Annotated in this window: 20 protein-coding genes; 9 read left to right on the top strand and 11 right to left on the bottom strand. The window is 38.6% G+C overall.

Annotated elements, in window-relative coordinates; translation table 11 throughout:
- Window positions 1-72 precede the first annotated feature (72 nt).
- The 5 genes from HHL20_RS05830 to HHL20_RS05810 form a co-directional block, all read right to left on the bottom strand.
- A complete protein-coding gene (locus HHL20_RS05830; protein ID WP_169230222.1) occupies window positions 73-876 on the bottom strand; it encodes a DUF4350 domain-containing protein in 804 nt (267 codons plus the stop codon).
- A gap of 158 nt (window positions 877-1034) precedes the next feature.
- The gene (locus HHL20_RS05825; RefSeq protein WP_169230221.1) at window positions 1035-3806 is read right to left on the bottom strand and encodes a glycosyl hydrolase; all 2772 of its coding nucleotides are present in this window, start codon (window positions 3804-3806) and stop codon (window positions 1035-1037) included.
- Between the two features lie 132 nt (window positions 3807-3938).
- Window positions 3939-5261 carry a rhamnogalacturonan acetylesterase gene (locus HHL20_RS05820; RefSeq protein WP_169230220.1) on the bottom strand — a complete coding sequence of 441 codons (1323 nt, stop codon included), beginning with the start codon at window positions 5259-5261 and terminating at the stop codon, window positions 3939-3941.
- Window position 5262: 1 nt separating this feature from the next.
- Window positions 5263-8118, bottom strand: a complete 2856-nt coding sequence (locus HHL20_RS05815) for a glycoside hydrolase family 2 protein (protein WP_169230219.1) — start codon at window positions 8116-8118, stop codon at window positions 5263-5265.
- Window positions 8115-9491, bottom strand: coding sequence for a rhamnogalacturonidase (locus HHL20_RS05810; protein ID WP_169230218.1), 1377 nt, complete (start codon window positions 9489-9491; stop codon window positions 8115-8117). Before HHL20_RS05810 ends, HHL20_RS05815 begins: the two co-directional genes overlap by 4 nt.
- A gap of 243 nt (window positions 9492-9734) precedes the next feature.
- Here HHL20_RS05810 and HHL20_RS05805 point away from each other — a divergent pair, with 243 nt between their 5' ends.
- From HHL20_RS05805 to HHL20_RS05780, 6 genes are all read left to right on the top strand, one after another.
- Window positions 9735-10550, top strand: coding sequence for a class I SAM-dependent methyltransferase (locus tag HHL20_RS05805; RefSeq protein WP_169230217.1), 816 nt, complete (start codon window positions 9735-9737; stop codon window positions 10548-10550).
- A 336-nt stretch (window positions 10551-10886) separates the two neighbouring features.
- Window positions 10887-11984: a glycosyltransferase family 1 protein gene (locus HHL20_RS05800; RefSeq protein ID WP_169230216.1), complete on the top strand. Its 1098-nt coding sequence runs from the start codon at window positions 10887-10889 to the stop codon at window positions 11982-11984.
- Window positions 11977-13083, top strand: coding sequence for a UDP-galactopyranose mutase (gene glf / locus HHL20_RS05795; protein ID WP_169230215.1), 1107 nt, complete (start codon window positions 11977-11979; stop codon window positions 13081-13083). Before HHL20_RS05800 ends, glf begins: the two co-directional genes overlap by 8 nt.
- On the top strand, window positions 13070-14269 hold the full coding sequence (locus HHL20_RS05790; RefSeq protein WP_228463104.1) for a hypothetical protein: 1200 nt from the start codon (window positions 13070-13072) through the stop codon (window positions 14267-14269). Before glf ends, HHL20_RS05790 begins: the two co-directional genes overlap by 14 nt.
- Before the next feature lie 135 nt (window positions 14270-14404).
- The gene (locus HHL20_RS05785; RefSeq protein ID WP_169230214.1) at window positions 14405-15445 is read left to right on the top strand and encodes a glycosyltransferase family 9 protein; all 1041 of its coding nucleotides are present in this window, start codon (window positions 14405-14407) and stop codon (window positions 15443-15445) included.
- A gap of 25 nt (window positions 15446-15470) precedes the next feature.
- Window positions 15471-16268 carry a lipopolysaccharide kinase InaA family protein gene (locus tag HHL20_RS05780; RefSeq protein ID WP_169230213.1) on the top strand — a complete coding sequence of 266 codons (798 nt, stop codon included), beginning with the start codon at window positions 15471-15473 and terminating at the stop codon, window positions 16266-16268.
- 53 nt (window positions 16269-16321) lie between these two features.
- On the opposite strand, the gene HHL20_RS05775 is transcribed toward HHL20_RS05780, so the two are convergent.
- The 4 genes from HHL20_RS05775 to HHL20_RS05760 form a co-directional block, all read right to left on the bottom strand.
- Complete coding sequence (locus HHL20_RS05775) at window positions 16322-17257, bottom strand: helix-turn-helix domain-containing protein (RefSeq protein WP_317165961.1); 936 nt, start codon at window positions 17255-17257, stop codon at window positions 16322-16324.
- Entirely contained in the window at window positions 17254-17991 is a 738-nt protein-coding gene (locus HHL20_RS05770; protein ID WP_169230212.1) for an SDR family oxidoreductase, read from the bottom strand. Before HHL20_RS05770 ends, HHL20_RS05775 begins: the two co-directional genes overlap by 4 nt.
- Before the next feature lie 8 nt (window positions 17992-17999).
- On the bottom strand, window positions 18000-18977 hold the full coding sequence (locus tag HHL20_RS05765; protein WP_169230211.1) for an aldo/keto reductase: 978 nt from the start codon (window positions 18975-18977) through the stop codon (window positions 18000-18002).
- A 308-nt stretch (window positions 18978-19285) separates the two neighbouring features.
- Window positions 19286-19891 carry a HEAT repeat domain-containing protein gene (locus tag HHL20_RS05760; protein WP_169230210.1) on the bottom strand — a complete coding sequence of 202 codons (606 nt, stop codon included), beginning with the start codon at window positions 19889-19891 and terminating at the stop codon, window positions 19286-19288.
- Between the two features lie 146 nt (window positions 19892-20037).
- On the opposite strand from HHL20_RS05760, the gene HHL20_RS05755 reads away from it, so the two are divergent.
- Together HHL20_RS05755 and HHL20_RS05750 are read left to right on the top strand one after the other, a co-directional pair.
- Window positions 20038-21009 (top strand): aldo/keto reductase, encoded by a 972-nt coding sequence (locus HHL20_RS05755; protein ID WP_169230209.1) that lies wholly within the window; start codon window positions 20038-20040, stop codon window positions 21007-21009.
- Window positions 21010-21816, top strand: a complete 807-nt coding sequence (locus tag HHL20_RS05750) for a helix-turn-helix domain-containing protein (protein WP_169230208.1) — start codon at window positions 21010-21012, stop codon at window positions 21814-21816. It abuts the gene before it with no gap.
- 234 nt (window positions 21817-22050) lie between these two features.
- On the opposite strand, the gene HHL20_RS05745 is transcribed toward HHL20_RS05750, so the two are convergent.
- Complete coding sequence (locus tag HHL20_RS05745) at window positions 22051-23214, bottom strand: serine hydrolase domain-containing protein (RefSeq protein ID WP_169230207.1); 1164 nt, start codon at window positions 23212-23214, stop codon at window positions 22051-22053.
- A 105-nt stretch (window positions 23215-23319) separates the two neighbouring features.
- A complete protein-coding gene (locus HHL20_RS05740; protein WP_169230206.1) occupies window positions 23320-23874 on the bottom strand; it encodes a helix-turn-helix domain-containing protein in 555 nt (184 codons plus the stop codon).
- Window positions 23875-24161: 287 nt separating this feature from the next.
- Here HHL20_RS05740 and HHL20_RS05735 point away from each other — a divergent pair, with 287 nt between their 5' ends.
- Window positions 24162-25382 carry a zinc-dependent alcohol dehydrogenase gene (locus HHL20_RS05735; RefSeq protein WP_228463102.1) on the top strand — a complete coding sequence of 407 codons (1221 nt, stop codon included), beginning with the start codon at window positions 24162-24164 and terminating at the stop codon, window positions 25380-25382.
- Window positions 25383-25392: the final 10 nt, after the last annotated feature.

Below are 25392 nucleotides of genomic sequence, written 5' to 3'. Positions count from 1 at the left end.
AGACAAAAAAGCGGGAGTGGAAGGAGGAAAAGCTGCCCAAAAAATTAAATTCAATCGATTGCACAGATTCTATTATTTATTATAACTCTTCTTGAATAACCAATTTACCCATTCTTCAGTTCCCTGATAATTGGTAAAGTCTGCCGGAAGCTTTTTGCCGTCAATATATTCGTTATAACACCAAGGATCTCCTAAAGCGAAAACAGTTCCTTTGCCGACTTTTGCAACAGCTCCGATATTTTTCCCTTCCGCTGTCAATATAGCTTTTGCAGGTGCTTTCACATCTATTGAACTGACTTCCTTCATATATAATTTCTGTTCAGAGAAAATCTCGTTTCCGGCAGGAACCATTACTTTTCCCTGCTCAAATTCTCTTTTCTGAACACGGTTGTAGCTGTCGTCATTAAAATGAATACCAAATTCGCCAGCTAATTTGTTGAAATGTTCAAATTCGGAATTGCCGTTGTCGTTGCTCATCAAAACCAAAACTCCTCCGTTCTTCACCCATTCCACCACGTTTTTAATGGTTTTTGAGTCTATGAGATTGGCTTTTCCTCCGTACGCTTCTTTGTCGATATCCGGATCTACGATGATATAGATATTAGCGTTTTTCAAATCTTTTTTTGAAGGAGCCGTTGTCAAAGTAGTGATTTCTGCGCCTTGTTTTTGGAAAATTTCGCCTAGTAAAGAAAACCCGCCATTAGTAGTGTCATTCCATGTGTAATGCCATGATTCTAAAGCTTTGGTTTCTTTATTTTCTCTTTTTTCATTGTTGAAAAAGTTGTCCAGAACGACTCTCGGTTTGTTTTGAGCATTGGCAAATCCGAATGCGAGTAGACTTCCTAATGCTAATGTTTTTACGATATTTTTATTCATAAGTCTTTATTTAATATTTAAATTCAATTTATTCTGCTGTAATTTTTAACGCAAAGTCCGCAAATATTTTTTTGACTACTATTCTTTTTAAAGTTCACAAGGCGTTTCACTTAACAAAGATCACAAAGTTTAATTTTATTTCGACGCATCACAAGAATTTATTTCGAATAATATACAGGAATTAATTGAATTTCGCCATCCACACCTGAAGGTTGCACCTTCCAATCTGACGCATCAAACGGTTTGTAATCGATGTTGACGAAATTGATTTCATGGTAATTTCGCCATTGGATTTTATGCTGGTCCATATAGCGGATTCGGTTGGCCATCAGATTAGAAACCTCAATCTGAATAGTATTTTTACCTTTTTTCAGATATTTACCAATGTTGATTTCAAGCGGAAGGCTCCATACAATTCCGGCGTGCTGACCATTGACAATCACATTTGCGCTTTCATATAATTTATCAAGCTTCAGTATAAAGTCATCCGCTTTTTTATTTAATTTAAATGAAGTCGTGTAAACTCCCGTTCCTGAAAAACTTTGTGTTTGAGCATCTTCCGTGAAATTCGTCCAAGGCTGAAGTTTGTCCAGAGTTCTGGATTTCGGAAGCTCGGGACCACCTTCTTTGAAAGTCAAATTCCAGGGCTGGTTTAAAACGACCGGCTCTTCTGTTTTTTCAATATATTTCCATTTTGGAAGTGATGAATCCCCATTTTTCGAAATTTTTATAATTAAAGATTCTCCTGATTTCAGTTGAATTCTTACTGAATTATTTTGTGTTTCTGCAATTCCAAATTCACCATTTTCAGGGTTCATTACAACAACCTGTCTTCCTGTAAAATTCAATGGAATATTTTGACTGATTTCTTTTGAGGTATGATTGACGATGTAATAATATTTTCCGTCATCAAACTGTCTTCTGACGAATTTCAGTCCTGTATCCGTCAATTTTTCTCTTTCAATTTTTAATAATTCCAACCCTTTTTTAATATCTGAACTCAACACAATTTTTCCTTTTCCGAAGGTTGCAGATTTTACATTTCCGTTTTGCTGAAAAGGAATTTGTCTCCATAAAGACTGTAATTCGTTTCTTCTTTTTTCCACTTCAACATTCCCCGGAACATCTTTAGGTTGGCTTTGAAAAACCACGGATGCTCCATTCCGAGCTAAATTCAAGATATTTTTTAAAGTAGATTCAGGCAAATAAGTCAGTTGAGGAATAATTAAAACTTTGTAAGAACCTCCACTTTTTGAAACCTTAATTTCATGGTTTTCAAGCTGTGCTTCAGCAATCAATTTATCCGAAATCATATCCAGGGAATATCCGGATTTCCCTAATTTTTCAAGATTTTCATAAAACGCAGTAGGATGCAGCCATTTTTCAATATTATGAATTTTGAACGCCATATCTTTTCCTTTCGGGTTCGACCACTGATCGTATACCGGCCAGTACATCAGGATTTCATTGTCAGATTTTCCGCTTTGCAGAACAGACTGCGTTCTTTCGATGTAAGAATTTAAACCTTTGATATTCGGCCACAAAGAATTTTCCGGGACAAAATTGGTTGAAGCATAAAACAGCCATCCCGGAAACTGGACATCAGCCGGCGTATAAGTCGTTCCGTGATAAAAAATATGGTTGATTCCTGAAAGGAAAATCTGTTCCGCTTCCGGTTTTACCTGCGACCAGGACGTTTTGAAATGCTCTGTTAGCCAGGTAAAAGATTCATTTGAAATGAGAGGTTTTCCTGTAATATTGGCTGCTGAAGAGGCAAATTTCAGCATATTGATATCGGGAACTTCCTTTGTATTGATGTCTTCCAAATTCCTCTTCAACCCCTGAATATCGAATTTTGTGCTTCCAAAGGTTTCAGATTCGGGAATATCGACTGCAGCATATAAATCCAGCAAATTTCCCGGTGAGCCATGTGCTTGATTGGTATTTTTAGAATTTTTAGAATGCGCCCAATTGGTGAAATTCTCCGTAAAATTATGAAGGATTAACTCACTCATCGTTTCGCGGTAGTCCGATTTTATTCTCCCTGCAATTTCACTTTCATTATCGCTTATCAAATATTTGATATAAGGACTTAAATCATACCCTCTTCTTTTTCTGAATTCCTCTTTGAAATCGGCAGTCCAATCGGCATTATACACTTCGTAACTGTCATTGAAAAATGAACGGACTCCGTAATTAGAGTTTTCAAATGCTTTATCAAATGTTTCCAGATAATCTTTGGTCGCGGTTGGCGAAAAATGGTCTAACGTGTAGCCATCGCCACCCGGAGCAGCACGCTTTACTTTTTGCAGCGTTTTACCTGTAAAAACTGCGTAAACTGTCCATTTACCTGAAGTTGGCATCCAGTTTAAAGTCCCGTCTGCATTGACTTTATCCGTTAAAACAACTGCTTCATTTTTTTCATTGTAAGCTGTTATAATATCGAGTTTTGTGGTTTTTAAGCTCTTCTGTTTTTCTTCTTTCAGAATAATTTTTTCAGAAAATTTTTCATTGGACTGAATTTCATAAGTCTGGACAATCATTTTTGTGGCAGCATCTTCTTCATTCACTTGTGGCCCGCCGATCGGCCAGCCTGTGCCGACTGCCATATCAACGCCCATATTCAGACTTTTTGCTTTATTTGTCGTGAATTTTAGCATTTTCATCCATTCCGGGGAAAGGTAATTGATGTAGTTGTTTTCAAAACCTTTCGCGCCATAAATTGGGACTATTTCAACACCTCCGAAACCTGCTTTGGAAAGGGTTGTCAATTGTTTGTCTAAACCTTTTTCATCAACAGCACTTCCCATCCACCACCAGCGTGTCCACGGTTTTGCGGTGTCGTTGGTTTTTGGCCACGGATTTTGCGCGGAGAGATTTCCGAAGGCAAAACAGAGAGCGCTTATTTTTATAATTTTACGAATATTCACTTTTTACTTGTTTAATTTAACCACAAAAGTCACAAAAGTTTTTAAACACATTAGTTGTTTAAGTTTGTGATTCCAATGCTTAGAAGAACACATTAGTTTAAAAATCAAAGATTTTTATTAGTGTTTTTGCAATCAATTCCCATCAGGTTTTAAAGATTCCATAAAAACAGATTCCGGCCAGTGGAATTTTTCGTCATCATCGGGTTTATTGGGATTAAAATTTTTATAATTTTTTGAAATATATTTCTTCAAAGGTAAGTTTTGTTCAACGATTGATTTTACAACACATTTTGCCAGTTCGTACGCTCCGTAAGTATTGAAATGCGTGTCGTCGGCTAAAGCTGTCGGCTGGTTCGGGTAAGAATTCGCCGGATAGTAGACAAAAGCTTTCTTGGCCGCTTCCGGTCCCATCGCTTCAAATAAAGTTTTGCTTAATGCATTCAAATCAATTAAATCTACTTTTTCTTCTTTTGCAATTTCCCTCATCGCATCAGGAAAATCATCCAGCGTGTTGATTATTTTATTGTTTTCATCAAAAACTCTGCGATTCATTGAGGTAACTAAAACAGGAGTTGCTTCTAATTCTTTGGCTTTCAAAATCCAATCTTTCAAACGTTTTCTGTAACCTGATTTTTCGCTGTTTCCATATTTCTGGTCGTTGTGTCCGAACTGGATAAACAAGTAATCGCCGGGCTTTATCTGAGTCCAGATTTTATCGATTCGATGACGGTCTTCAAATGCCTTTAAGGTTTCTCCGCTTTCCGCATAATTGGCAATTACCACTTCATTCGGAATAAAAAAGTACGGCAACATCTGTCCCCACGACGCCCACGGTTCATACTGCGCATCAACAACTGTTGAATCACCAGTTAAATAAATCGTTTTCGCCGTTTTATTGGGCTGGATAATGACCGAACAAACTTTCGGAGCGTTATCATTAAATTCAATCGTCAGCAAATTGTCCCAATGCAGGTATTTTCTTTCTCTCGGTTTTAGTTTTACAATTCCTATATTTTGTCCCTTTTGATTTCTGATAATGCTGTCTTTTATGTGAACCGTAATTGTTTTTTCCACAATTTCGCCTTCTTTTGTTTTGACTTCATTCATCATCAGTCGACGGTTTTCAACCCGAACTGTTGTTTCAGAAATTCCTTTTGTATCACCTAAATTCAGTTGAATATCATAATTTCCTTCAGGAAGAACCACAGAAAAATAGAAAGGTTTGTCGCTTGTGATAAAGTCTCCTGTCAGAGCATTACCACCGTTATCAACAGATTTTAAACCGGAAATATCCATAAATCCGTAGCCTGTTTTTTTATCAAATTTTGAAGTTGAAGTAACAGGAATAAATCCGCTTTCGATCCTCTTCCCACCAAAATCAAATTTGAAAGCTGTCTGTTGGGCAAACATCAACGAACAGATAAAATATATAAAAAAAAGAATTGGGCTTTTCATTTTAATCTGTTAAAATATTTTCTTTCGGCATGGTAAACTGTTTATTTTCATCACCTAAATCCGGCAATCCAAAATAGAAATACAATGTTCTTTTAAATGTTCCGTTCAGATGATTCGTTTCACTTTCCGGGCCCAAAGATTCTGTTTTATCGTTAATATTAAACGCTAGAACCGTTCCCAACGGTGGGATTGCATCGAGGAATGAAATATTCCCTGTTGGCAATTTCGGATAGCCTTCTGCTCCATAAATTCCGTAAAAATTAAAAAGTCTCACGAACATTTTTTCTTCCTTGGTTCCAACCGTAATTTTCCCTTCCGATGTATCTAATTGTAACCACGAAACATCATCGAAATAGCCTTTAAATTCAGGATAAACCCACGGTGATTGTCCGGTTCTGGTTAAGTTTTTCAAATTCTGCCAAACATTGTAAGTCTGTCCCTGCAACCGGTTTTTCCAAACATGATATGGTCCTTTCCCGAGCCATTTTGCACTGATAATATAGTTTTCAGGTTCATCGAAACTTACTCCCGAAAACGGATAATTGCCGTTCAAAGAATATTCATAGTTCAATTCCAGAATTCCGTTCGGATTCAGTTTCCAGATAATTTTATTTCCGTTTTTATACTTTACTTCAATCAGTTGATTTTGACCTTCCGCAAAGGATTTTATCGATGATAATTCCATTGTTCCGTTCACGAAAACAGGCCCGTTCTTAAAAGACATTTTTTTACCTTTTTTATCAATAATGACTGATTTCAGTAAACCATCTTTTTTTCCGATGGCAAATTCTTTCTCGTCTGATTTTAAAATAAATAACGAATCATTCTCAACGATAGAAACAGGATTTGTTTTAATTAATAGATTTGAAAGCTGTCTTGAAATTTCATTATTAGATTTGATTTTCCAGGTCCAGGTGTAAATTTCTTTCCCGAAAGCATCAGTTGCCGTTAATAACAACCCTTCACTTTCTTTCCAGTCTGAAGGTAAGTTCAGATTGATATTTCCTTTTCCAGTTGGCTGAATATCCGGCGATTGCATTTTTCCTGTTTTAACAATATCAAATCCTGATTCAGAAGAAAATGGTGTTTTGAAATTGACTAATTTCCATTCAAAATGACAGTCTTTTAAATTCGTAAAATGATAGCGGTTTTCAACTGGAATAATTCCGTTAAAATCATTAGGCAACGATTTCAAATCAATTTTTATAGGGCTGTAAATTTCACGGATGGCGTAAAAACTTCCTTCTTTCTCGCGATGCGGACCTAAAACGCCGTCGGGAGCGTTGATGGCGTTCACATCAATCTGGTTATTAAAATCTGTCCGTACCAAACCTTCATCCACGAAAGCCCAAAGAAATCCGCCTGCTCCTTTTTTGGAATTCCAGTGAAGCTCCCAATAATCGGCTAAAGAAGTTCCGCCGCCACCATCGTCCTGAGCGTGAAGAAATTCAGTTGGCATATAAATATTTTCACCTTCAAGAATTTTTTGGGTGCTGTAATAATCTTCGTAATGATTGCAGTCGATACCGTTGAAAGTATTTCCGGGCTTGTGATGGGCGTGAATTACAGGACGGTTTGACAAGTCGTATTTTGCAAATTCTGAGTCGAGATCAAAATTATGTCCGCCTTCGTTTCCGTTGCTCCAAAAAATAATGGAAGGATGGTTTGCATCTCTCACCACCATTTCTTTCACAAGTTTTTTTCCAACTTCTGTGCTGTATTTTTTTTGCCACCCTGCCAATTCATCCAAAACATATAAACCAAGCGAATCGCAAATCTTTAAAAATGATTTATTCGGTGGATAATGAGAGCAGCGAACGGCGTTCATATTCATTTCCTTGATAAGCAGAACGTCCATTAAATCGATGTTTTCCGTAACTGCCCTACCCGTTTCCGGGCACCAAACATGACGGTTGATGCCTTTCATTTTAACTTTGGTTCCATTGATAAAAATTCCGTCACCTTTTCGGATTTCAATCGTTCGGAAACCGAATTTTTCTTCGGTATGGAAGATATTTTTTCTGTTTTTATTTAAACTGAATTTTGCTTTGTACAAATTGGGGGTTTCGGCTGTCCAAAGTTTTGGATTTTTAACAGAAAACTGAATCTGTTTTAAGGTATCACCTTTTTGTATCTGAATCTGAGATTCACCAACTAAATTATTTTTAACATCGAAAATTTCGACCTTCAGATTGTTGGCAGAATTAATTTCATTTAAATAAATATTCGAATGGAAAGTCCCGTCTGCTTTGGCATCAATGGCCGTTCGCGAAATATGTTCTTTAGGATTTGCTTCCAAATAAACCGGTCGGAAAATCCCACCCAAAATCCAGTAATCTGCCAAACGCTCTGCATTATTAACGGATTTGTCAGCCGACATTTTGGAAACTTTGACTTCTAAAACATTCTCTTTTCCGAAATTTAATTTGTCTGAAATATCATATTTAAATTCATAAAAAGCGCCCTGATGAACAGGTCCTGCAACCTGTCCGTTGATTTTTACTTCGGTATCGGTCATTGAACCTTCAAAAACAATGTTGATATCTTTCCCCTTCCATGAATTGGGAATAGTGAATTTGTGCTTATATAAGCCTGTTTCGTCATGAAATTTAAAATTCCTGCTGTACGTTACATAATCCCGACCGTAATTATACGATCCGAAGCCTTGCTGTTCCCAATGTGACGGCACCTGAATTTTGTTCCAGTTCCCTGATTTTCTTCCTGAATTTACCCAAAAATCCCATTCTTTGGTGTGTTCCGCATCTGTTCCGCTCAGGAATCGGACTTCCTTAGATTGGGAATACAGGAGTTGTGAACAAGCACATAAAAGAAAGAATATTTTGGAGAAAACTGTCATTTTGCGGAAATATCGGAATCGTCTTTTTTATCGTAAGTCTGGTTCAGAGAAGTAATTTTGGTAACACTTACTTTGGTTTGCTTCAAATTTTTAATATTAACTAAATTCTGCTCTTCAGGCTTCAGCGCTTTAATTTTCAGGTTTTCAAAAGTGAAATCCTTCAGCTCAAATAAATCTGATTTTTCAACAGAAAAAGCGGTTTCGCAGGTGATGTCAATATTTTTTAATGTAATATTATTGGCTAATCCTTTTCTCGGTTTTTCTTCACCTTTAAGATCAAAAAACTGGCTCCAGCCTTTTACATATAAGAATGTTTTTACATTTCCTTTGATATTATCCAAAGTAATGTATTCATAATGTTGAGGCGTGTCGGGACGCATTTTCAAATGCAGTAATCTTGAAGGATCTTTCACCACAGAGTTACGCAGAAGCACGTTGTAATTATGAATCGATTCACTTCCGCAGGTTAAAACCGAATGGCAGAATCCGAACGTATTGTCTTCAATTAAAATATTTCTGTTTTCACCGTTGTTTGGGTCTAAATCAGCTTTTGGGCCTTTTCCTCCTTTTAGAGCAATAGCATCGTCATTCACTGACATGTAACAGTTTTTAATTAAGAAATTGGTACAGGCATCAATATCAACCGCATCTGAACTGGGTGCTTTTACCGGTTCTTTTGGCGCTAAAATGGTAAGATTTAATAATTTAACAAAATGAGATTTATAGTAGTGCGTACTCCAGAAAGGTGAATTTTTTACGGTAATTCCTTCAATCTGAATATTTTTTGAATTGGAAACGTAGATAATTCTTGGTCTCATTTCATCCATATTGGTGCATTTGGGATTCCATTCGCGTCTTTTCCAGAAGGATTTCCAGAATCTCAGTCCGTTTCCGTCAAGAGTTCCTTTTCCTGAAATGGTAAACCCATCCAGCCCATCTGCATTAATAAGAGCCGGAAAATACTTTACCGTCTGCCCTTCCATTCTTGTTGTAACCACAGGAAAATCGTTGATATCGTCACTGCCTTTTAGCTTTGCCCCACTTTCCAGATATAGATGCGTTCCCTGTTTAAAGAAAACCGAGCTGATCAAAAAAGTTCCTTTGGGAACGATAATGACACCGCCTCCATTATTGGCTGCATCATCAATAAGAGCCTGAAATTCTTTTGTCTGAAGGATGGTGCTGTCATTTTTTAATCCGTTATCGGTAATGATGTATTTCTTACCCAATTTGTTGATGTCGGTGGGTTTATTTTCTTTAAACCATTTTGGGATAGGAGTTCCGTCCGGAAATTTGTCCTGACTTTTTAATCCGGAAAAGAAAAAGAGAAAATAAAGAGAAAATAGAAGCTTTGATATGTTTTGAAATGTCATAACCGGTTTTGTTTTGCTAATAAACGAAAATAAAAATATAGTTTTTGAGCATCCGGAGCATCCTGTCCTTACCTGTCAGTCAATTTTATTCATTTTATGACCAATAATTATAATCGGCAATAATTTTTTATCTTTGGTTCATTAAAATTGTTTCATAAATATCGTACAGGCGCATCCTTGCGTTTCAGCCAGCTTATTCTAAGCCGGCTCATTACTCTTATTATTAATTTTAATGAAACAATTATGAAATTTATAGATTCATCTATAGATCAATTCTATACACAAAGTCAGGAAGAATTGAGACTTTCCACAGGTTTGGGACCTCTTGAATTCGAACGCAATAAAATATTAATCAGCCGATATCTTACTCCATCAGCTAAAATTGCCGATATCGGCGGTGGCCCGGGACATTATGCTCAGTGGCTGGCCGGTTTAGGCCATGATGTTACGCTAATTGATCCGGTAAAAAAGCATATCAATCAGGCTAAAAAGCGTTCCGGAAAAAACTTTTTCAGATGTATTCAGGGAGAAGCACGCCATCTTGCCCTGGATGATGCAAGCCAGGATCTGATCATTATGCACGGTCCTCTGTATCATTTACAACATGAGGATGAACGGATCGCTGCACTTCGTGAAGCTGGGCGTAAACTGAAAAAAGACGGGATAATTTTGGGTTTTGCCATTACCCATTCAGCATCTGCGGTTGCTGCTCTTCACAGTGGTCTTATTTATCACCATGATATTTTGGCAATGTGCACTGAAGAACTATCTTCGGGTATTCATGAACCTCCGTCCGAATTTCCGTTTATGCTGCCAGCAGGATTTTACCACCGTCCTTCAGAATTACTTACAGAATTTAGCCTTGCCGGTTTTGAGACGATTGAGATGGTTCCCGTAGAGGGCCTGGCCTGGCTTGATGGCAGTTTTTTTGAAAGCTGGGCAGATCCGGTGAAACGCAGCCAGCTTCTCAGATTGATTCAGATTACCGAAAAAGACCGGGAATTGCTGTGTTTCAGTCCGCACATTATGGTAGCTGCTAAATTAAATGCAGACTTTTGAGCTGATAAAGTGAAGTAATTTACATTCCGAATTTAACATTACTGAAGCTGACAAAATAATCGGCAGTATGATCAGGGGACTTGGTATTCGCCAGTCCCTTTATCAGTATATCCTCATTACCTTTTTGCCATTCCGAATTAAAGAGTGTGAAAAATGGTAATATATTAACGGGTATCATTTTAATTAGATTTAAAGATATTTTTATTTAAAACTGAGTTTAGTCAAAAGCTTTCTCGGCCGTATAAAATTAGAAAAGAAACTACTTTATTTATGACCCGGGTCATGAATCTGCTATTATTTAAACTGTAGTTTTATGATTACTTAATATCACACCTAATGCAAAATATTCTATGCTTCAGCCACCTCCGGTGGAATTTCGTATTTCAGCGACCGCAACATCTGCTTACCCGTTTCGCAAAACAGTATAACGTTTTTTATTTTGAAGAACCCAAGATTGGTCCCGATTCTTATGAATTGACCCAACAAAACGGCGTTTCAGTTGTTGTTATTTATTTGGAAGATCATCAAGCTGATTTTAAAAGACGTATGGCTAAACAGATCAATAACTTCCTCAGAGATCATAACATCCGGGAATATCTGTGCTGGTATTATACGCCTATGGCTTTGGAATATACTTCGCATCTGACTCCTAAAATTACAATCTATGATTCTATGGACGAGCTGTCGGCATTCCGGTTTGCTCCGCCTCAGTTACTGGAATATGAGGAAGAGCTCTTCCGTAAAGCCGACATTGTTTTTACCGGCGGTGTTTCGCTTTATGAAGCCAAAAAAGACCGTCATCACAACATTCATCCTTTTCCGAGCAGCATTGATAAAAAACATTTCGAGCAGGCACGCTATCATGTAACGGACCATCCGGATCAAAAACATATTCCGCATCCAAGGTTCGGTTTCTTTGGGGTAATTGATGAAAGGTTTGATACGGCTTTACTGAGGGAAGTTTCTCAAAAAAAGCCAGACTGGCATTTCGTTATCATAGGACCGGTGGTAAAAATTGATCCTGCAGAACTTCCACAGGCAGAAAATATCCATTATTTAGGCCCTAAAAAATATGAAGAGCTTCCCGGCTATATCAGCCATTGGGATATCGCGTTGGTTTTATTTGCCATTAATGAATCCACAGAATTTATCAGCCCTACAAAAACTCCTGAATATCTTTCGGCAGGTCTTCCCGTGATTTCCAGCCCTATTAAAGATATTGTAAGAACTTACGGTGAAGAGAACCTTGTTTACATTGCCAAAAATGCAGAGGCTTTTATAGCTTCCGGAGAAGAGGAACTTCAAAAGGACTCGCGCACAGAATGGCTGTTGAAAGTAGATGAATTTCTTGCCGATGATTCATGGGACAACACCTATGATAAAATGAGGTTATTGATAAATAAAGTTAAAGAAAAAAACGGGATTCATGTATGATTTTCTGATTATTGGCTGCGGGTTTGCCGGATCTGTGCTTGCCGAACGCCTTGCGGACCAGGGGAAAAAAATCCTTATTGTAGACAAAAGAGATCATATAGGGGGCAATGCTTATGATTATTATAATGAGGAAGGAATTATGATTCATAAATACGGACCTCACATTTTCCACACAAATTCTGAAGAGGTTTTTAAATACCTCTCCCGGTTTACCGAGTGGCGGCCTTATGAGCATCGTGTTTTAGCAAGCGTAGACGGACAGCTTGTTCCCATTCCCATTAATCTTACAACCATTAATAAACTTTATGGAAGCAATCTTTCTTCCTCTGAAGTAAAAGAGTTTCTGGCATCTAAAGCTGAAGCCAGAAAACCGGTTCTGACCTCGGAAGATGTCGTGATCAATGCGGTGGGAAAAGAGTTGTACGAAAAGTTCTTCAGGGGATATACCAAAAAACAATGGGACCTTGACCCTTCGGATCTTGATGCTTCGGTTACGGCAAGGGTTCCCACAAGAACCAACAGTGATGACCGTTATTTTACGGATATCTTCCAGGCAATGCCTAAAAACAGTTATACCGAGATGTTCAGAAAAATGCTGTCACATCCCAATATTCATATTATGCTGAATACGAATTATAAAGATATCGTTGATATGATTCCGCATAAGAAGCTGATCTTTACAGGACCTATTGACAGCTATTTTGATTTCCGTTTTGGTAAACTGCCCTACCGCTCCATTGATTTCCGGTTTGAAACACTTGATCAGCATAAGTATCAGACAAGCGGTACGATTAATTATCCTACCTCGAATCTATACACCAGAATTACTGAATTTAAACATCTTACCGGTCAGCAGCATTTGAAAACAGCCATTGTTTATGAATATCCTACGGGTGAGGGAGATCCTTATTATCCTATTCCGAGAAAGGAAAATCAGGAGGTGTATAACCAATATAAAAAACTTGCGGATGAAACGCCGGATGTATATTTTACCGGACGTCTGGGAACTTATAAATATTACAATATGGATCAGGTGGTTGCTCAGTCGTTAGCGCTGTTTCGTAAAATTTCAAAAGAAAACGAGAATGATAATCAATAGATCAATGTCCGAAAATCCCTTCCGTTCTTTTATTATGGGAGGTTTTGAATGTGCAGACCATCAAAATGCCTTCGGGGAAAGAATTGATCTTATTTCATTAACGGGACATGACCGGTTTATTAATGAAGATTATGCCAGACTCCGCGAAATATCCATTACCACCGTGCGGGAAGGAATCCGGTGGAGCCATGTAGAAAAAAAGCCTTTTGTGTACGACTGGAGCCAGGTAGAAGAAATTATCATTCATGCTCATAAACATGATATTCAGGTGGTCTGGGATATCTGTCATTTTGGTTTTCCTGATGATCTCACGCCTTTACACCCTATGTTTGCGCGCCGTTTTGCCCATCTGTGCAGAGCATTTGTAAAAAAATACAGAAGTCTTGTTCCGTATGGAGAACTTATTATTACCCCAATCAATGAAGTCAGTTTTTTGTCCTGGCTGGGCGGTGAAGTGAAAGGAACCAGTCCATATTGTATCAATCAGGGATGGGAAGTGAAATATATGCTGATGAAAGCTTATATAGAAGGTATCGAAATGATGAAGGAAATAGATCAGTCGGTAAGAATTATGGTTACAGAACCGCTTATTCATATTTCAGCACCGGATCAGACGGATACAGATTTATGTTCGGAAGCCTGGAAAAGACATCAGGAACAGTTTCAGGTACTTGATATATTAAGCGGGAAAATATGCCCTGAACTCCGGGGAAAAGAAGAATATCTGGATCTGATTGGTGTTAATTTTTATTTTAACAACCAGTGGACAATTCATGATCAACAGTGTATTGACTGGGATTGTGATCCTCCAAATCCGCTCTGGAGAAGCCTGAACTCTCTTGTAAAAGAGGTGTACCTGCGATATGAAAAACCTGTTGTAATTTCAGAAACCAGCATTCCGGAACATAAAAGATATTCGTGGCTTAAAATGATCGGTGAAGAATGTATTACCATCATCAAAAGCGGTATTCCTTTATACGGATGCTGTATTTATCCGATCATCGACCGGCCCGACTGGGATTTCCCTGAAACATGGCATCACAGCGGATTATGGGATATCCCAAACCCGGATAATCTTTACCGTGAAATACATCTTGAAAGCCTGTTGGCACTTAATCAATTCAGATTTAACCTCTCCCATGTTCTGGAATCGGAAAAAGCCGTGGTTACAGCAGAAGATTATTAATAATTGTTTTTATGGTCCTAAAATTGCAATGCCTATTTTAACTATAGGTAATTACTATCGTGATCCAGGTTGAGACCGGAAATCATATCGGTATTTATCATTACCTTGTGGATTGTTTTAAATACTGCTTTTTTCATGAAAATACCAAAAGGAATTAACCTTTTCAGGAGGTCAATAATGAGAGGACTGACCAAAAATATTGGAAAGTCCGCTTTAAAAAAATCTGAAAAAAATGATGTTAAAATAAAAAAAATCCTCATTTCCAGGCCCAATCACCGTCTGGGTAACTTACTTCTCCTCAGTCCTCTGGTACAGGAAGTGAGCAATACATTTCCCGAAAGTAAAATCGACCTCTTCGTTAAGGGCCAGATTACTCCTATCATCTATAAAAATTACACTCATATTGATAAGATCATCCAGCTTCCCAAAAAGCCGTTCAGCAATATTTTTAAATATCTGAAAGGCTGGATCTCGCTGCGTACAAGAAAATATGATCTGGTTATCAATGCCAATTTCGGTTCGTCATCAGGAAGAATATCAACTCTGGTGGCCAATTCCAGGTACAAGATGTTTGGGGAATTTGATGAAAAATATGTGGAAAAGATTCAGGATTATCAGCATTCTGCAAAACAGAGCATTTATAATTTAAGGCAATTTTTGTCGGAACTGGGAGTTTCGGAAAATAATGAAACTATTCCCAATCTGGATATTAAACTGGATGCCAAAGAAACAGAAGCCGGGAAAAAGAAACTTTTTTCCATCACACAAAATGACAAGCCTACGATTTGCCTGTTTACCAATGCTACCGGAGATAAATGCTACTCCGAACAATGGTGGTCTGATTTCTACAATATATTGAAAGAAACATTTCCTGATTATAATATCGTAGAGCTTTTGCCTGTTGAAAATATATCCAAACTAAATTTTGCCATCCCTCATTTCTACAGCAAGGATATCAGGGAAATGGGAGGCTTTATAGCCAATACTGCAGTATTTATTGCGGCGGATAACGGAGTCATGCATCTTGCCAGTGCAAGCGGAACACCGACGGTCGGCTTGTTTATGGTAACCGATGAAAATCTCTACAAGCCTTATAATCCAAAGAGCTTCTCGGTAAATACGCAACAGACAACGAACGAAGACATCATGAATTTACTGCGTACAACCATAGGATAGAATTATATAATTTAAAAAATATGATATGAAATTGATTTTTGCTGAAGGTTTATCACTATATAAAGATGACATCCTATCGACTTTGAAAAAGTTTAAAAACGAAGGGACATTAATTGGTAACGGCTCCCGAAATGTGATTAAGTTTTTCAGGTTTGAAGGGATTCATCTCAATTTTAAATCTTTCAAACAACATAATATAATAAACAGGCATGTCTATAAATTTTACCGGAAATCTAAAGCACGGCGTTCATTTGAATACGCACACATGCTTATTGAAAAGAATTATCATACTCCCCGACCCGTTGCTTATATAGAAAACCACGATTTCATAGGACTTACGTCCAGCTACTACATCAGCGAACAGATGGAAGATGTACGGACCCTGGACAGTGTTTTCGGTGACCACTCTTTTGCCGACCGTGAAAAGATTATAAAAGAATATACATTGCTTATGTTCCGCCTGCATAATGACGGAATTCAGTTTCTCGATAATTCTCCAAATAATTTCCTGATCCGTAAGGAGGACGATAGTTATTCAATTTACCTGGTAGATCTCAACAGAATGAACTTCTACAGTTCAATTGACCTGAATAAGAGACTGAATAATTTTGCCAGAATTACTAATGATCCCGAGATTATTAAAATCATCGCCGCAGAATACGCCAATTTATATGGCACCTCAAAGGAGATCTGTTTAAAAAAGATCATGGATGCTGCTCAAAGACAGGTGACGAGAAGAAAAATAAAAAAAGTGCTCAAATTGTATAAATATCTTATCCCTAATCTGGTTATCTGTTATTTAAATGATCCTGCTTTTATGTAGTATTAAGAAAAAGAGAATGGAGCTATAAATATCTCCATTCCCTCTTAAAATTACTAGTTAAACGAGTTTCTGAATTCCAAAGGTGATACATTGGTCTTTACTTTAAAAAGCTTGCTGAATGATTGCGAGTGCTCAAAGCCCAATTCATACGCAATCTCCGAAACAGAAAGATCGGTTGCTGATAATTTTTCTTTAGCCTTTTCTATGACAGCATTCTGAATATACTGTTGTGTATTGAGTCCCGTCAAGAAACGCAGCATATCACTCAAATAACGCTGCGAAAGTTTTAATTCCGAACTTATATACTTAACTGTAGGCAAGCCATTTTTCAGACTGTCTCCTCCATCAAAATAGGCATTTAGAAGCTGATCTAAAGAACTTATAACCTCGTGATTGATGGACTTTCTTGTAATAAATTGACGATTGTAAAAACGATTACTGTAATTGAGAAGTAACTCTAATTGTGATACCAGAACATCCTGGCTGAAAAGGTCGATATTGTTTTTGAGCTCATCCGCTATTGAAGCAAACAGACCGGCCATAATTTTCTTTTCTTTTGCCGATAGAAACAGCGCTTCCGAAACATCATAAGAGAAAAAGCCATACTGGTGGATTGTTTTACCTAATGTATAATTACGGATAAAGTCCGGATGAAAATAAAGGGCAATTCCTTCATAGCTTTCTCTGTCCACGGGCGGAAAAACAATCTGTTTTGGCTTTAAAAAAGCCAGTCCGCCTTCTTCAAAATCATAAAATCCCTGACCATACTTTATCTGTCCCTTAAATTTTGTTTTAAATGAAATTTTATAAAAATCAAGACTTATTTTCTGTTCTTTAGGAAATGTTTCGATGGGTACATTCCGGTAGTCTACCAGTGCAATCATTGGATGCAGCGGTGCAGGCAAATCCAGTAGCCGCATCAATTGCGAGATACTGCTGATATGGTGGATGTCAGATGGTGGATGCATTTCTTTTACGAATGTACTCAATTTTGTTTTGACGGACGAATTACAATTTCACCAACTTCAACATCGTCCGGCTGACTAACTGCATACATCACCGCGTTGGCAATAGCTATAGGATCTAAAGCCATCTGATCCATATCTTCCTGAATGACCGCCCTCATCTCTTCGTTTTTGATATTGCCGGCAAAATCTGTTTTCACAAATCCCGGTGAGATTCCCGTAATCCGTATTTTTCCGTCCGATTCCTGACGAAATGCCTCCGAGATGGTACGGATGGCATTTTTTGTTCCGGCATATACACCCATCATGGGGCTGATCTTAAGTCCTGCCGTTGAAATGATATTGATGATATGCCCCGCCTGCTGTTGTCTGAAAACAGAAATTGCGGCAGCCATCCCATACAGAACGCCTTTTAGGTTGATATCGATCATCTCTTCCCAGCCTTCTATATCCTGGTCGTCAATACGGCTTAACTGACTGATACCTGCATTGTTTACGATTACATCTAATTTTCCGTATTGTTCAACAGCTTTATTGACCAACTGAACCAAATCGGCTTTATTCTTTACATCGATGGTCATAAAGGTAGCTTCCCCACCTTTATTTTTTATCTCTTCTACCAGCTCTTGCAATCGTTCTGTACGTCTTGCTCCTAAAACAACTTTAGCTCCTTTTTCTGCTAAATCTATAGCAATGGCTTTGCCCATTCCGCTGCTTGCGCCGGTAATCGCCACTACTTTACCTTCAATATTTTTCATGATGCTTTTTATTTATCAATCTGCTTTTGTAAAAACTCAGGATAACGGTCGCCGGCCAGTGTAATTCCACTGACTGTGGTGTCGATTCTTTCTAATTCATCGGCTGTCAATACGATATCCGTGCTGGCGATGTTCTCTTCTAAACGATGTAATTTTGTCGTTCCCGGGATGGGTGCTATCCACGGCTTTTGAGCTAAAAGCCATGCTAAAGCGAGCTGTCCGGTGGTAATTCCCTTATCTTCGGCAATTTCAGAAAGTGCCTTCACCAAAACCAGGTTAGCTTTTATATTTTCTTCAGTGAAACGAGGCAGAATATTCCGGCGGTCGGCGTCCTCTAATTTGGTATTAATGATACCTGTAAGAAAACCTTTTCCCAACGGACTGAAGGGAACAAAGCCTATCTTTAACTCTTCCAATAGAGGAATGATTTCCTGTTCAGGCTCACGCCAGAATAAAGAATATTCACTTTGCAAAGCTGAAACAGGCTGAATGGCATGTGCTCTTTTTATCGTTTTTGCACCGGCTTCCGATAATCCGAAATATTTTACCTTGCCTTCCTGTATCAGATCTTTGACTGTTCCGGCGACCTCTTCTATCGGGACGTCGGGATCTACCCTGTGCTGATACAAAAGATCGATGTAATCTGTTTTCAGTCTTTTCAGAGATGCCTCTGTAACTGCTCTTATCGTTGAAGGCCTGCTGTCTAACCCTTCCGACGGTCTCGCATTTTTGCAGCCAAATTTTGTAGCAATAACCACATCTTTTCTGAAAGGTTGTAAAGCCTCGCCAACAATTTCTTCATTGGTGTAAGGTCCGTATGCTTCGGCAGTATCAAAAAATGTAATTCCTCTGTCAACAGCACTTTGCAACAGCATGACAGCTTCTTTTTTGTCGAGTCCTTTTCCGTCCAGAAAATTTAACCCCATACAGCCAAAGCCGAGCGCGGAAACTTCTAATCCGCTCTTTCCTAATTTTCTTTTTTGCATGATTTTTTATTTATAAACCGGTTTCAATTACCAATACAAAATTCCTGAATACCGGGTTCTAAAAAGTAGCCAGATTGGTATATTTTGTAGTCCAAAATCACCAATCGTCATTTTTTTTGATTTGCAAACTTTGGAAGGATAACGGATTATTTTATATCAGCTATAAGAGTGAACGAGGATTTAGCATTCAGTTTTTAAAATTATATTCACGTCGATAAGATACCTCTATCTATCCGACTGCAGTTCTCTATGGTATTAATTTTTATGGTACAATTTATTTAAAATAAATTCTCTGATAGTAAATTTCATCAGTGTCTTTTAAGCGCATAGTCGTAGGTAAAGGCTATCCGCTGATCCTGAAGATCCCAGTTTGATATTTCCATTCTGACCAGTTCACCGTACTTTTTGCTGATATCTCTTAAGGAATTGCCAACCGATTTCCGGAGGTATTCACTATCACTGGCTTTATGGCGGCTTATGAGATCAACAGCCACTTTAGGATGCGTTTTAAAATAAGGACGTCCTGTCCAGATCCGTAGTCCTTCGGTAACTGCACGACAAACATTGGGATGCTTATCACTGAGCCATGCAGTGATTTCGGGGAGTGACTTTTCATAGCCGTTATCTTTACAGTATTGATCAAATGCTTTTGCAACTATTTCCTGTACCTGCCAGCTTCCATCCGAACGCGCAGCATCTTTCAGCAACAGAAGCACCGTATAATCTCTGGCTGCAATAAATCCCAAAATAAAAACGGCACAGCAGCGGACCTGATAAAACTCATTCCGAAGCATATCCACAGCTAACGCTTTTGATTCTGATACATCTGTATGGTCAACTATTTTTTTTGCCTCCACTTCAAATAATTTAAAGCCATGCTCCACTGCTGTCAGTTTCTTTAGAAGATCATTCATTATATTATTACTTCTATGCAATTTACAACTATTAAAATATTTAATAAAAATCAATTTTGAACCATACAAGCAAGCAATTTGAACCATACACCAAAGTCATGTATCTTCTAAAAACTGAACTTTGCCATATAAAATTAAATATATACATGTCAGAAATTGCAAAAATTAAGTTGGGTCAAAATGGCCCCCTGGTTTCAGAACTTGGTTTAGGATGTATGCGGATGTCATCGATCTGGGGCGGCCCGACACCGGACGAGGCAGAAAGTATCGCCACTATACATCAGGCTTTGGACAATGGAATCAATTTCCTGAATACCGGAGATTTCTACGGCGCAGGTCATAATGAAATGCTTATTGGGAAAGCTATCAAGGGAAGGCGTAATGATGCGTTCATCAGTGTGAAATTCGGAGCTATTTTTCATAATGGGCAATGGATAGGTATGGATCTCCGTCCTGTAGCGATCAAAAACTTTGTCAACTACTCTCTTACCCGTTTGGGAATTGATACAATTGATCTTTATCAGCCCAGCAGAATGGATGGCAGTGTTCCGATAGAAGATATCATCGGAACGATTGCCGGTTTGGTTGAGGAGGGCAAAGTTCGACATATCGGAGTATCGGAAATTACTGCTGAACAACTTCGTACCGCCAACAGCATCTATCCAATCAGTGCTTTGGAGATCGGATATTCTCTGTCAGACCGTCAGATTGAAAAAGATGTATTGCCTGCAGCAGACGAGTTGGGAATTGCTGTCGTAGCTTTTGCCAATACGGCAGAGGGGCTTTTAACCGGTGATTTGCAGGCACCACTTCCTGCACAGGACTACCGAAATCACTTCTCCCGTTTTCAGGGTGACAATCTCATTCATAATCTTACAAAGGTTGAGGTTCTGAAACAAATGGCTAAGAGTAAAGGGTGTACACCAACTCAGCTTTCAATAGCATGGGTAAAGAACCAGGGCAACAATATCATGCCATTGGTCAGCATGAGCCGCAGATCAAGACTTCCTGAGAATATTGCTGCTATGAAAATTACATTTACTCCTGAGGAGATGAACATTTTAAACACTACATTTGCAAGAGGAGCCATTAAAGGCGGTACTTATCTTCAAAGATAGATGGAAAGTCCAACAGAAATTCTTCCCGGCGTTATATTCTACTCTTACCTTTCGTCAGAACGGAAAGAGAAGGCCTGTATCTGGAATCATCACACTCTGGTCATGCAGGTATCGGGTCAGATGGTTCTGGAGACCTCAGAGCAGAATCTCATCATTAGTGCCGGAGAAGTTTTACTGATCCACAAAAATCAGTTGGGAATCCTTACCAAGACTCCTGAACCGGGTGGATATTACGAAACGGTCGTCATATCCCTCCAGGAAGATCTGATGCGCAGGATCGCTCTCGAAGAAAAGATGGAACCTAATGCTAAATACACGGGCTCTCCAAATCTAATTCTCCCGAATAATGATTTTCTTAAAGGGTACTTTCAATCCATTGTTCCCTATGCCAGGAGCTCCGGTGCAGAAATGACCGATGAGTTGGGATTTTTAAAAGTGAAGGAAGGCATCAAATTAATTTTGCTTGCCGTTCCGGCGCTCCACAATTTTTTGTTCGATTTCTCTGAGCCTTATAAGATCGATCTTGAAAGATTTATGCTTAATAATTATTGCTTCAATGTTCCGGTCGAAAAATTTTCCCAGCTTACAGGGCGAAGTCTTTCCGGATTCAAAAGGGACTTTCAGAAGACCTTCGGGATGCCACCACGAAAATGGCTGCAGGATAAAAGACTGAATGAGGCTAGACACTTAATTGAAAGTAAAAACAAAAAACCTTCAGCCATCTATCTTGAGCTGGGGTTTGAAAGCCTCTCCCATTTTTCCCATGCCTTCAAAAAGAAATTTGGGAAAGCACCGACATTAAGTTGAAAATATTTTTTCATCTCGTAAAAGCCTAAAAGCTTAAACTTGCGTCCGAAGAGCATGACTGGAATAAACAGATAGACCACCACATATAGCTATATTAACATTAAAAATATCATTCAGAATTTTGTTTATCCAGTAAATATATTTTTCTGCTGATATAGATAATAATACACTAAAAGTCATTTTAAAATCAATATAAAATCACGTAACTCATTAATAGTTATGAAAATATAAGATCTAATCCGGAATCTTATCCAGATGTCCCAGCCATTTTAATGGTGAGTATGAATCCCCTATACAAAGCTTTAAAATCTGTGCGTTATTCTTTTCAAAATTCTCACTGTTGCTGAGTATGATAACGGCTGTTTCCTTTTCAGGGAATGCCACAGCATAATTCTGATTAGCATCACCATGTCCTGTATGAAAGAAGGCTTTGCCGAAAGGCGAGTCGAATAATCCCACTCCCAATCCCCAAGCGAGGTTAATGGCATCATTTTCATCGGTCAAACTGTCTTTCAAAGGCCCGAATCCCCTCTTACTTTTTACTGCGATTTGTGGCTTAAATATCTCAGCATAACCTTTACGGGACAGGCCTTGTTTTTTCATCAGCTTAATAATGAAACCCGCATAATCATTCGCTGTGGTAGACATGGATCCGGCTGCTCTGCTGCTCTCCCTTCTTTCCGAACCGTATTTCTTTCCGTCTTTGAAATAGGCATTCGAGAAATTACTTTCAAATCTACTTTGCCAGATCATATCTGTATGTCTCATCTTCAGAGGCCCGAAAACCTCCTCACTGGCAATATCTTCCAATTTCTTTCCGGTGTATTCCTCTATCATGAATCCCAAAAGGTTGATGCCCTCGTTAGAATAATAGAACTTTTCACCGGGCTTCGCAATAAGATTGACTTTGTTACCATACAGCTGTCGAAGAACCGGCAGTCCCGAACTATGGCTTAGGAGCATTCTAGGGGTAATCTGGTTGAAGGATTCAGGATTGTCTGCCAGATCTTTCCATTTTGCATATTCTCCTATCGGCTTTTTCAGGTACTTATACACCGGCTGGTCAAGATCGAATATACCTTTCTCTACCAGACGCATAAAGATATATGCACTGACCGGCTTGGTAAGTGAAGCTGCATACATCACTGTACTGTCATTCAATTTTTTCTTGCTTTCAAGGTCCTTGTAACCAAAACTTGATGAATAGATTATTTTATTTTGGTTGATAATGGCAACCTGCAGGCCGGCAATTTTTGCGCTATCGACCAAACGAGACAGTCGCTGATGAAGAATTTGTACATCAATTGTTTTTCCATCGAGATGTCTGATCCTAATATTTTTTTGGGCAGCTAAAGGCAATATCCATATTAAGAACATGAGTGTAAAGAGTTTTTTCATGAAGAAATATTTTACGACAAATGTAGCGGCAAATAGATATATTATACCAGGACTCCTTCACGACATATATACGCCATTTAGCCCTGGAAGGCGTATTTTGAGAGTTTATTTCAGAAATTGATAGGTCAGAGGATAAAAGCATGCTCTTTTGTTGATACTCCTGAAAATATTGAAAAGACACATGATCAGGTTATAAAAATAGATGATCACAGTCAGCGGAAACCCAACGGAAAACACAAATATCATCAATAAAACTGATGGTATCAGCAGAAGCGACATAGTAATCTGAAAATTAATAACCAACTTCCCTTCAAGGTCGTAAATCCGGGATTCATCTTTCTTAAAAAACCAAAAAAGTCCGGGAAGAACAATATTGAAAACAGGAAAAAAAAGCCCGATTAATGCTAACATGTGAAATAGTGGCTTAACCATATCTCCATTTCCCTTTTCCGGGGCCTCTGATAACTGTTTTTGCACTGACAGTTCCTGAGTGTCTATTTCGAGTGTGTCCGCAAGCATTTTTAACGTCGCTGGATGTGCTTCTACTTTTCCACTTTCGATGCGCTGTATTGTTCTTGCACTCACACCGGAAATATCTGCAAGCTGTTGCTGGCTTAATCCCTTACTACGTCGGTAATGTGCTAATTTTGAAGTCATCATACGCAAAAATATGAAAATTATTTAGCTGAAGCTTCCAATGTTTGTAACTATGCCTGATATCAACGAAGATAATTTCTGTTTAGACTAAAATGCAGGAATATTCTCCTTTGAATCTTTGAATGCTTTAATATTCATAGCATGATTTCTTATCGAGCCCGCATAACCATTAGTACATATGTTATTAACGGACCCGATTAATCTTTTATATAAATTTTCCTTTTTATCTTCTAACAATTCCATATTCTTAAAATCTCTCGATACCACATTCCTTCAAAAAACTATAAATTATGGACGAGCAGGTTATGGTGGTCTCTATTTTGCTCTTACTATTCTATCACCAATCAAAAATATACAATATGTTAGCAATGAATTTTCGCGGACCTTTTCGCGTGCGCGCAGACCGCAATATGCCTGAGCCACAAATAGAACATCCGGAAGACGCCATCGTGCGGGTTTTAAGATCCTGCATCTGCGGCTCAGATCTCCATCTTTATCATGGCCTTGTTCCCGATACACGGGTGGGTACTACATTTGGCCATGAATTCATCGGTGAAGTGGTTGAAATAGGCCCTTCCTTACAAAAGCTTAAAGTGGGCGATAAAGTAATGGTGCCTTTTAATATAGCCTGTGGAAAATGCGCATTCTGCAAACAGGAACTTTACGGCAATTGCCATGAATCAAATCCAATGGCAACTGCGGTTGGAGGTATTTTTGGTTATTCCCATACGGCAGGCGGCTTTCAGGGTGGACAGGCGGAATATGCCCGCGTTCCTTATGCAGATGTAGGACCAACCGTTATTCCTGACTGGATGGACCCTGACGATGCAGTTCTGCTTACCGATGTAGTGCCTACAGGATATCAGGCAGCAGAAATGGCAAGTATTCAAAAAGGCGATACGGTAGTGGTTTTTGGCGCAGGACCTATCGGTATTATGGCGGCCAAATCTGCATGGCTTTTTGGCGCAGGAAGAGTAATCGTCATCGACCATCTGGAATACAGACTTGATTTTGTAGCACAATATGCCCAATGTGAAGCTTATAATTTTAATAGTATTGGAGACCCTGTAGTTTTTATAAAAACACAAACCGATTCGCTTGGCGCAGATGTATGTATAGATGCTGTTGGCTGCGAAGCGAAAGGCAATTTAATGAATACGGTTCTGGGGACAAAGTTACTTTTACAGGGTGGTTCTACAACAGCGCTTCATTGGGCCATTAATTCTGTGAAGAAAGGAGGAATTGTTTCTATCGTAGGTGTATACGGACCTACCGATGCTTTGGTGCCGATAGGTAACGTGGTAAACAAAGGAATTACGATCAGGGCCAACCAGGCTGCTGTGAAACGTAACCTGCCCAAGCTTATTGAGCATGTAAAAAACGGCATTCTTGATCCCAAACAGATTATTACTCACAGAATTCCGATGGAAGAGGTAGCTGATGCCTATCACATATTTTCACGCAAGCTGGATGGCTGTATAAAAACAGTACTTATTCCGCCAACCGCATAACAAGTTTTAA

Origin of the sequence: Chryseobacterium cheonjiense (assembly GCF_012927265.1) — a bacterium.
Lineage (GTDB): Bacteria > Bacteroidota > Bacteroidia > Flavobacteriales > Weeksellaceae > Chryseobacterium > Chryseobacterium cheonjiense.
The sequence above is the reverse complement of the archived record's forward strand: the minus strand, read 5'-3'. Positions and strand labels throughout refer to the sequence as shown.

Bases quoted from the DNA above. Each gene is read 5' to 3' on its own strand.
- HHL20_RS05790 (WP_228463104.1), top strand. From the start codon at position 13,070: ATGATAATCAATAGATCAATGTCCGAAAATCCCTTCCGTTCTTTTATT.
- HHL20_RS05745 (WP_169230207.1), bottom strand. From the start codon at position 23,214: ATGAAAAAACTCTTTACACTCATGTTCTTAATATGGATATTGCCTTTA.
- HHL20_RS05740 (WP_169230206.1), bottom strand. From the start codon at position 23,874: ATGATGACTTCAAAATTAGCACATTACCGACGTAGTAAGGGATTAAGC.
- HHL20_RS05810 (WP_169230218.1), bottom strand. From the start codon at position 9,491: ATGACATTTCAAAACATATCAAAGCTTCTATTTTCTCTTTATTTTCTC.
- HHL20_RS05735 (WP_228463102.1), top strand. From the start codon at position 24,162: ATGGACGAGCAGGTTATGGTGGTCTCTATTTTGCTCTTACTATTCTAT.
- HHL20_RS05800 (WP_169230216.1), top strand. From the start codon at position 10,887: ATGCAAAATATTCTATGCTTCAGCCACCTCCGGTGGAATTTCGTATTT.
- HHL20_RS05785 (WP_169230214.1), top strand. From the start codon at position 14,405: ATGAAAATACCAAAAGGAATTAACCTTTTCAGGAGGTCAATAATGAGA.
- HHL20_RS05770 (WP_169230212.1), bottom strand. From the start codon at position 17,991: ATGAAAAATATTGAAGGTAAAGTAGTGGCGATTACCGGCGCAAGCAGC.
- HHL20_RS05755 (WP_169230209.1), top strand. From the start codon at position 20,038: ATGTCAGAAATTGCAAAAATTAAGTTGGGTCAAAATGGCCCCCTGGTT.
- HHL20_RS05780 (WP_169230213.1), top strand. From the start codon at position 15,471: ATGAAATTGATTTTTGCTGAAGGTTTATCACTATATAAAGATGACATC.
- HHL20_RS05760 (WP_169230210.1), bottom strand. From the start codon at position 19,891: ATGAATGATCTTCTAAAGAAACTGACAGCAGTGGAGCATGGCTTTAAA.
- HHL20_RS05830 (WP_169230222.1), bottom strand. From the start codon at position 876: ATGAATAAAAATATCGTAAAAACATTAGCATTAGGAAGTCTACTCGCA.
- HHL20_RS05805 (WP_169230217.1), top strand. From the start codon at position 9,735: ATGAAATTTATAGATTCATCTATAGATCAATTCTATACACAAAGTCAG.
- HHL20_RS05765 (WP_169230211.1), bottom strand. From the start codon at position 18,977: ATGCAAAAAAGAAAATTAGGAAAGAGCGGATTAGAAGTTTCCGCGCTC.
- HHL20_RS05750 (WP_169230208.1), top strand. From the start codon at position 21,010: ATGGAAAGTCCAACAGAAATTCTTCCCGGCGTTATATTCTACTCTTAC.
- glf (WP_169230215.1), top strand. From the start codon at position 11,977: ATGTATGATTTTCTGATTATTGGCTGCGGGTTTGCCGGATCTGTGCTT.
- HHL20_RS05815 (WP_169230219.1), bottom strand. From the start codon at position 8,118: ATGACAGTTTTCTCCAAAATATTCTTTCTTTTATGTGCTTGTTCACAA.
- HHL20_RS05820 (WP_169230220.1), bottom strand. From the start codon at position 5,261: ATGAAAAGCCCAATTCTTTTTTTTATATATTTTATCTGTTCGTTGATG.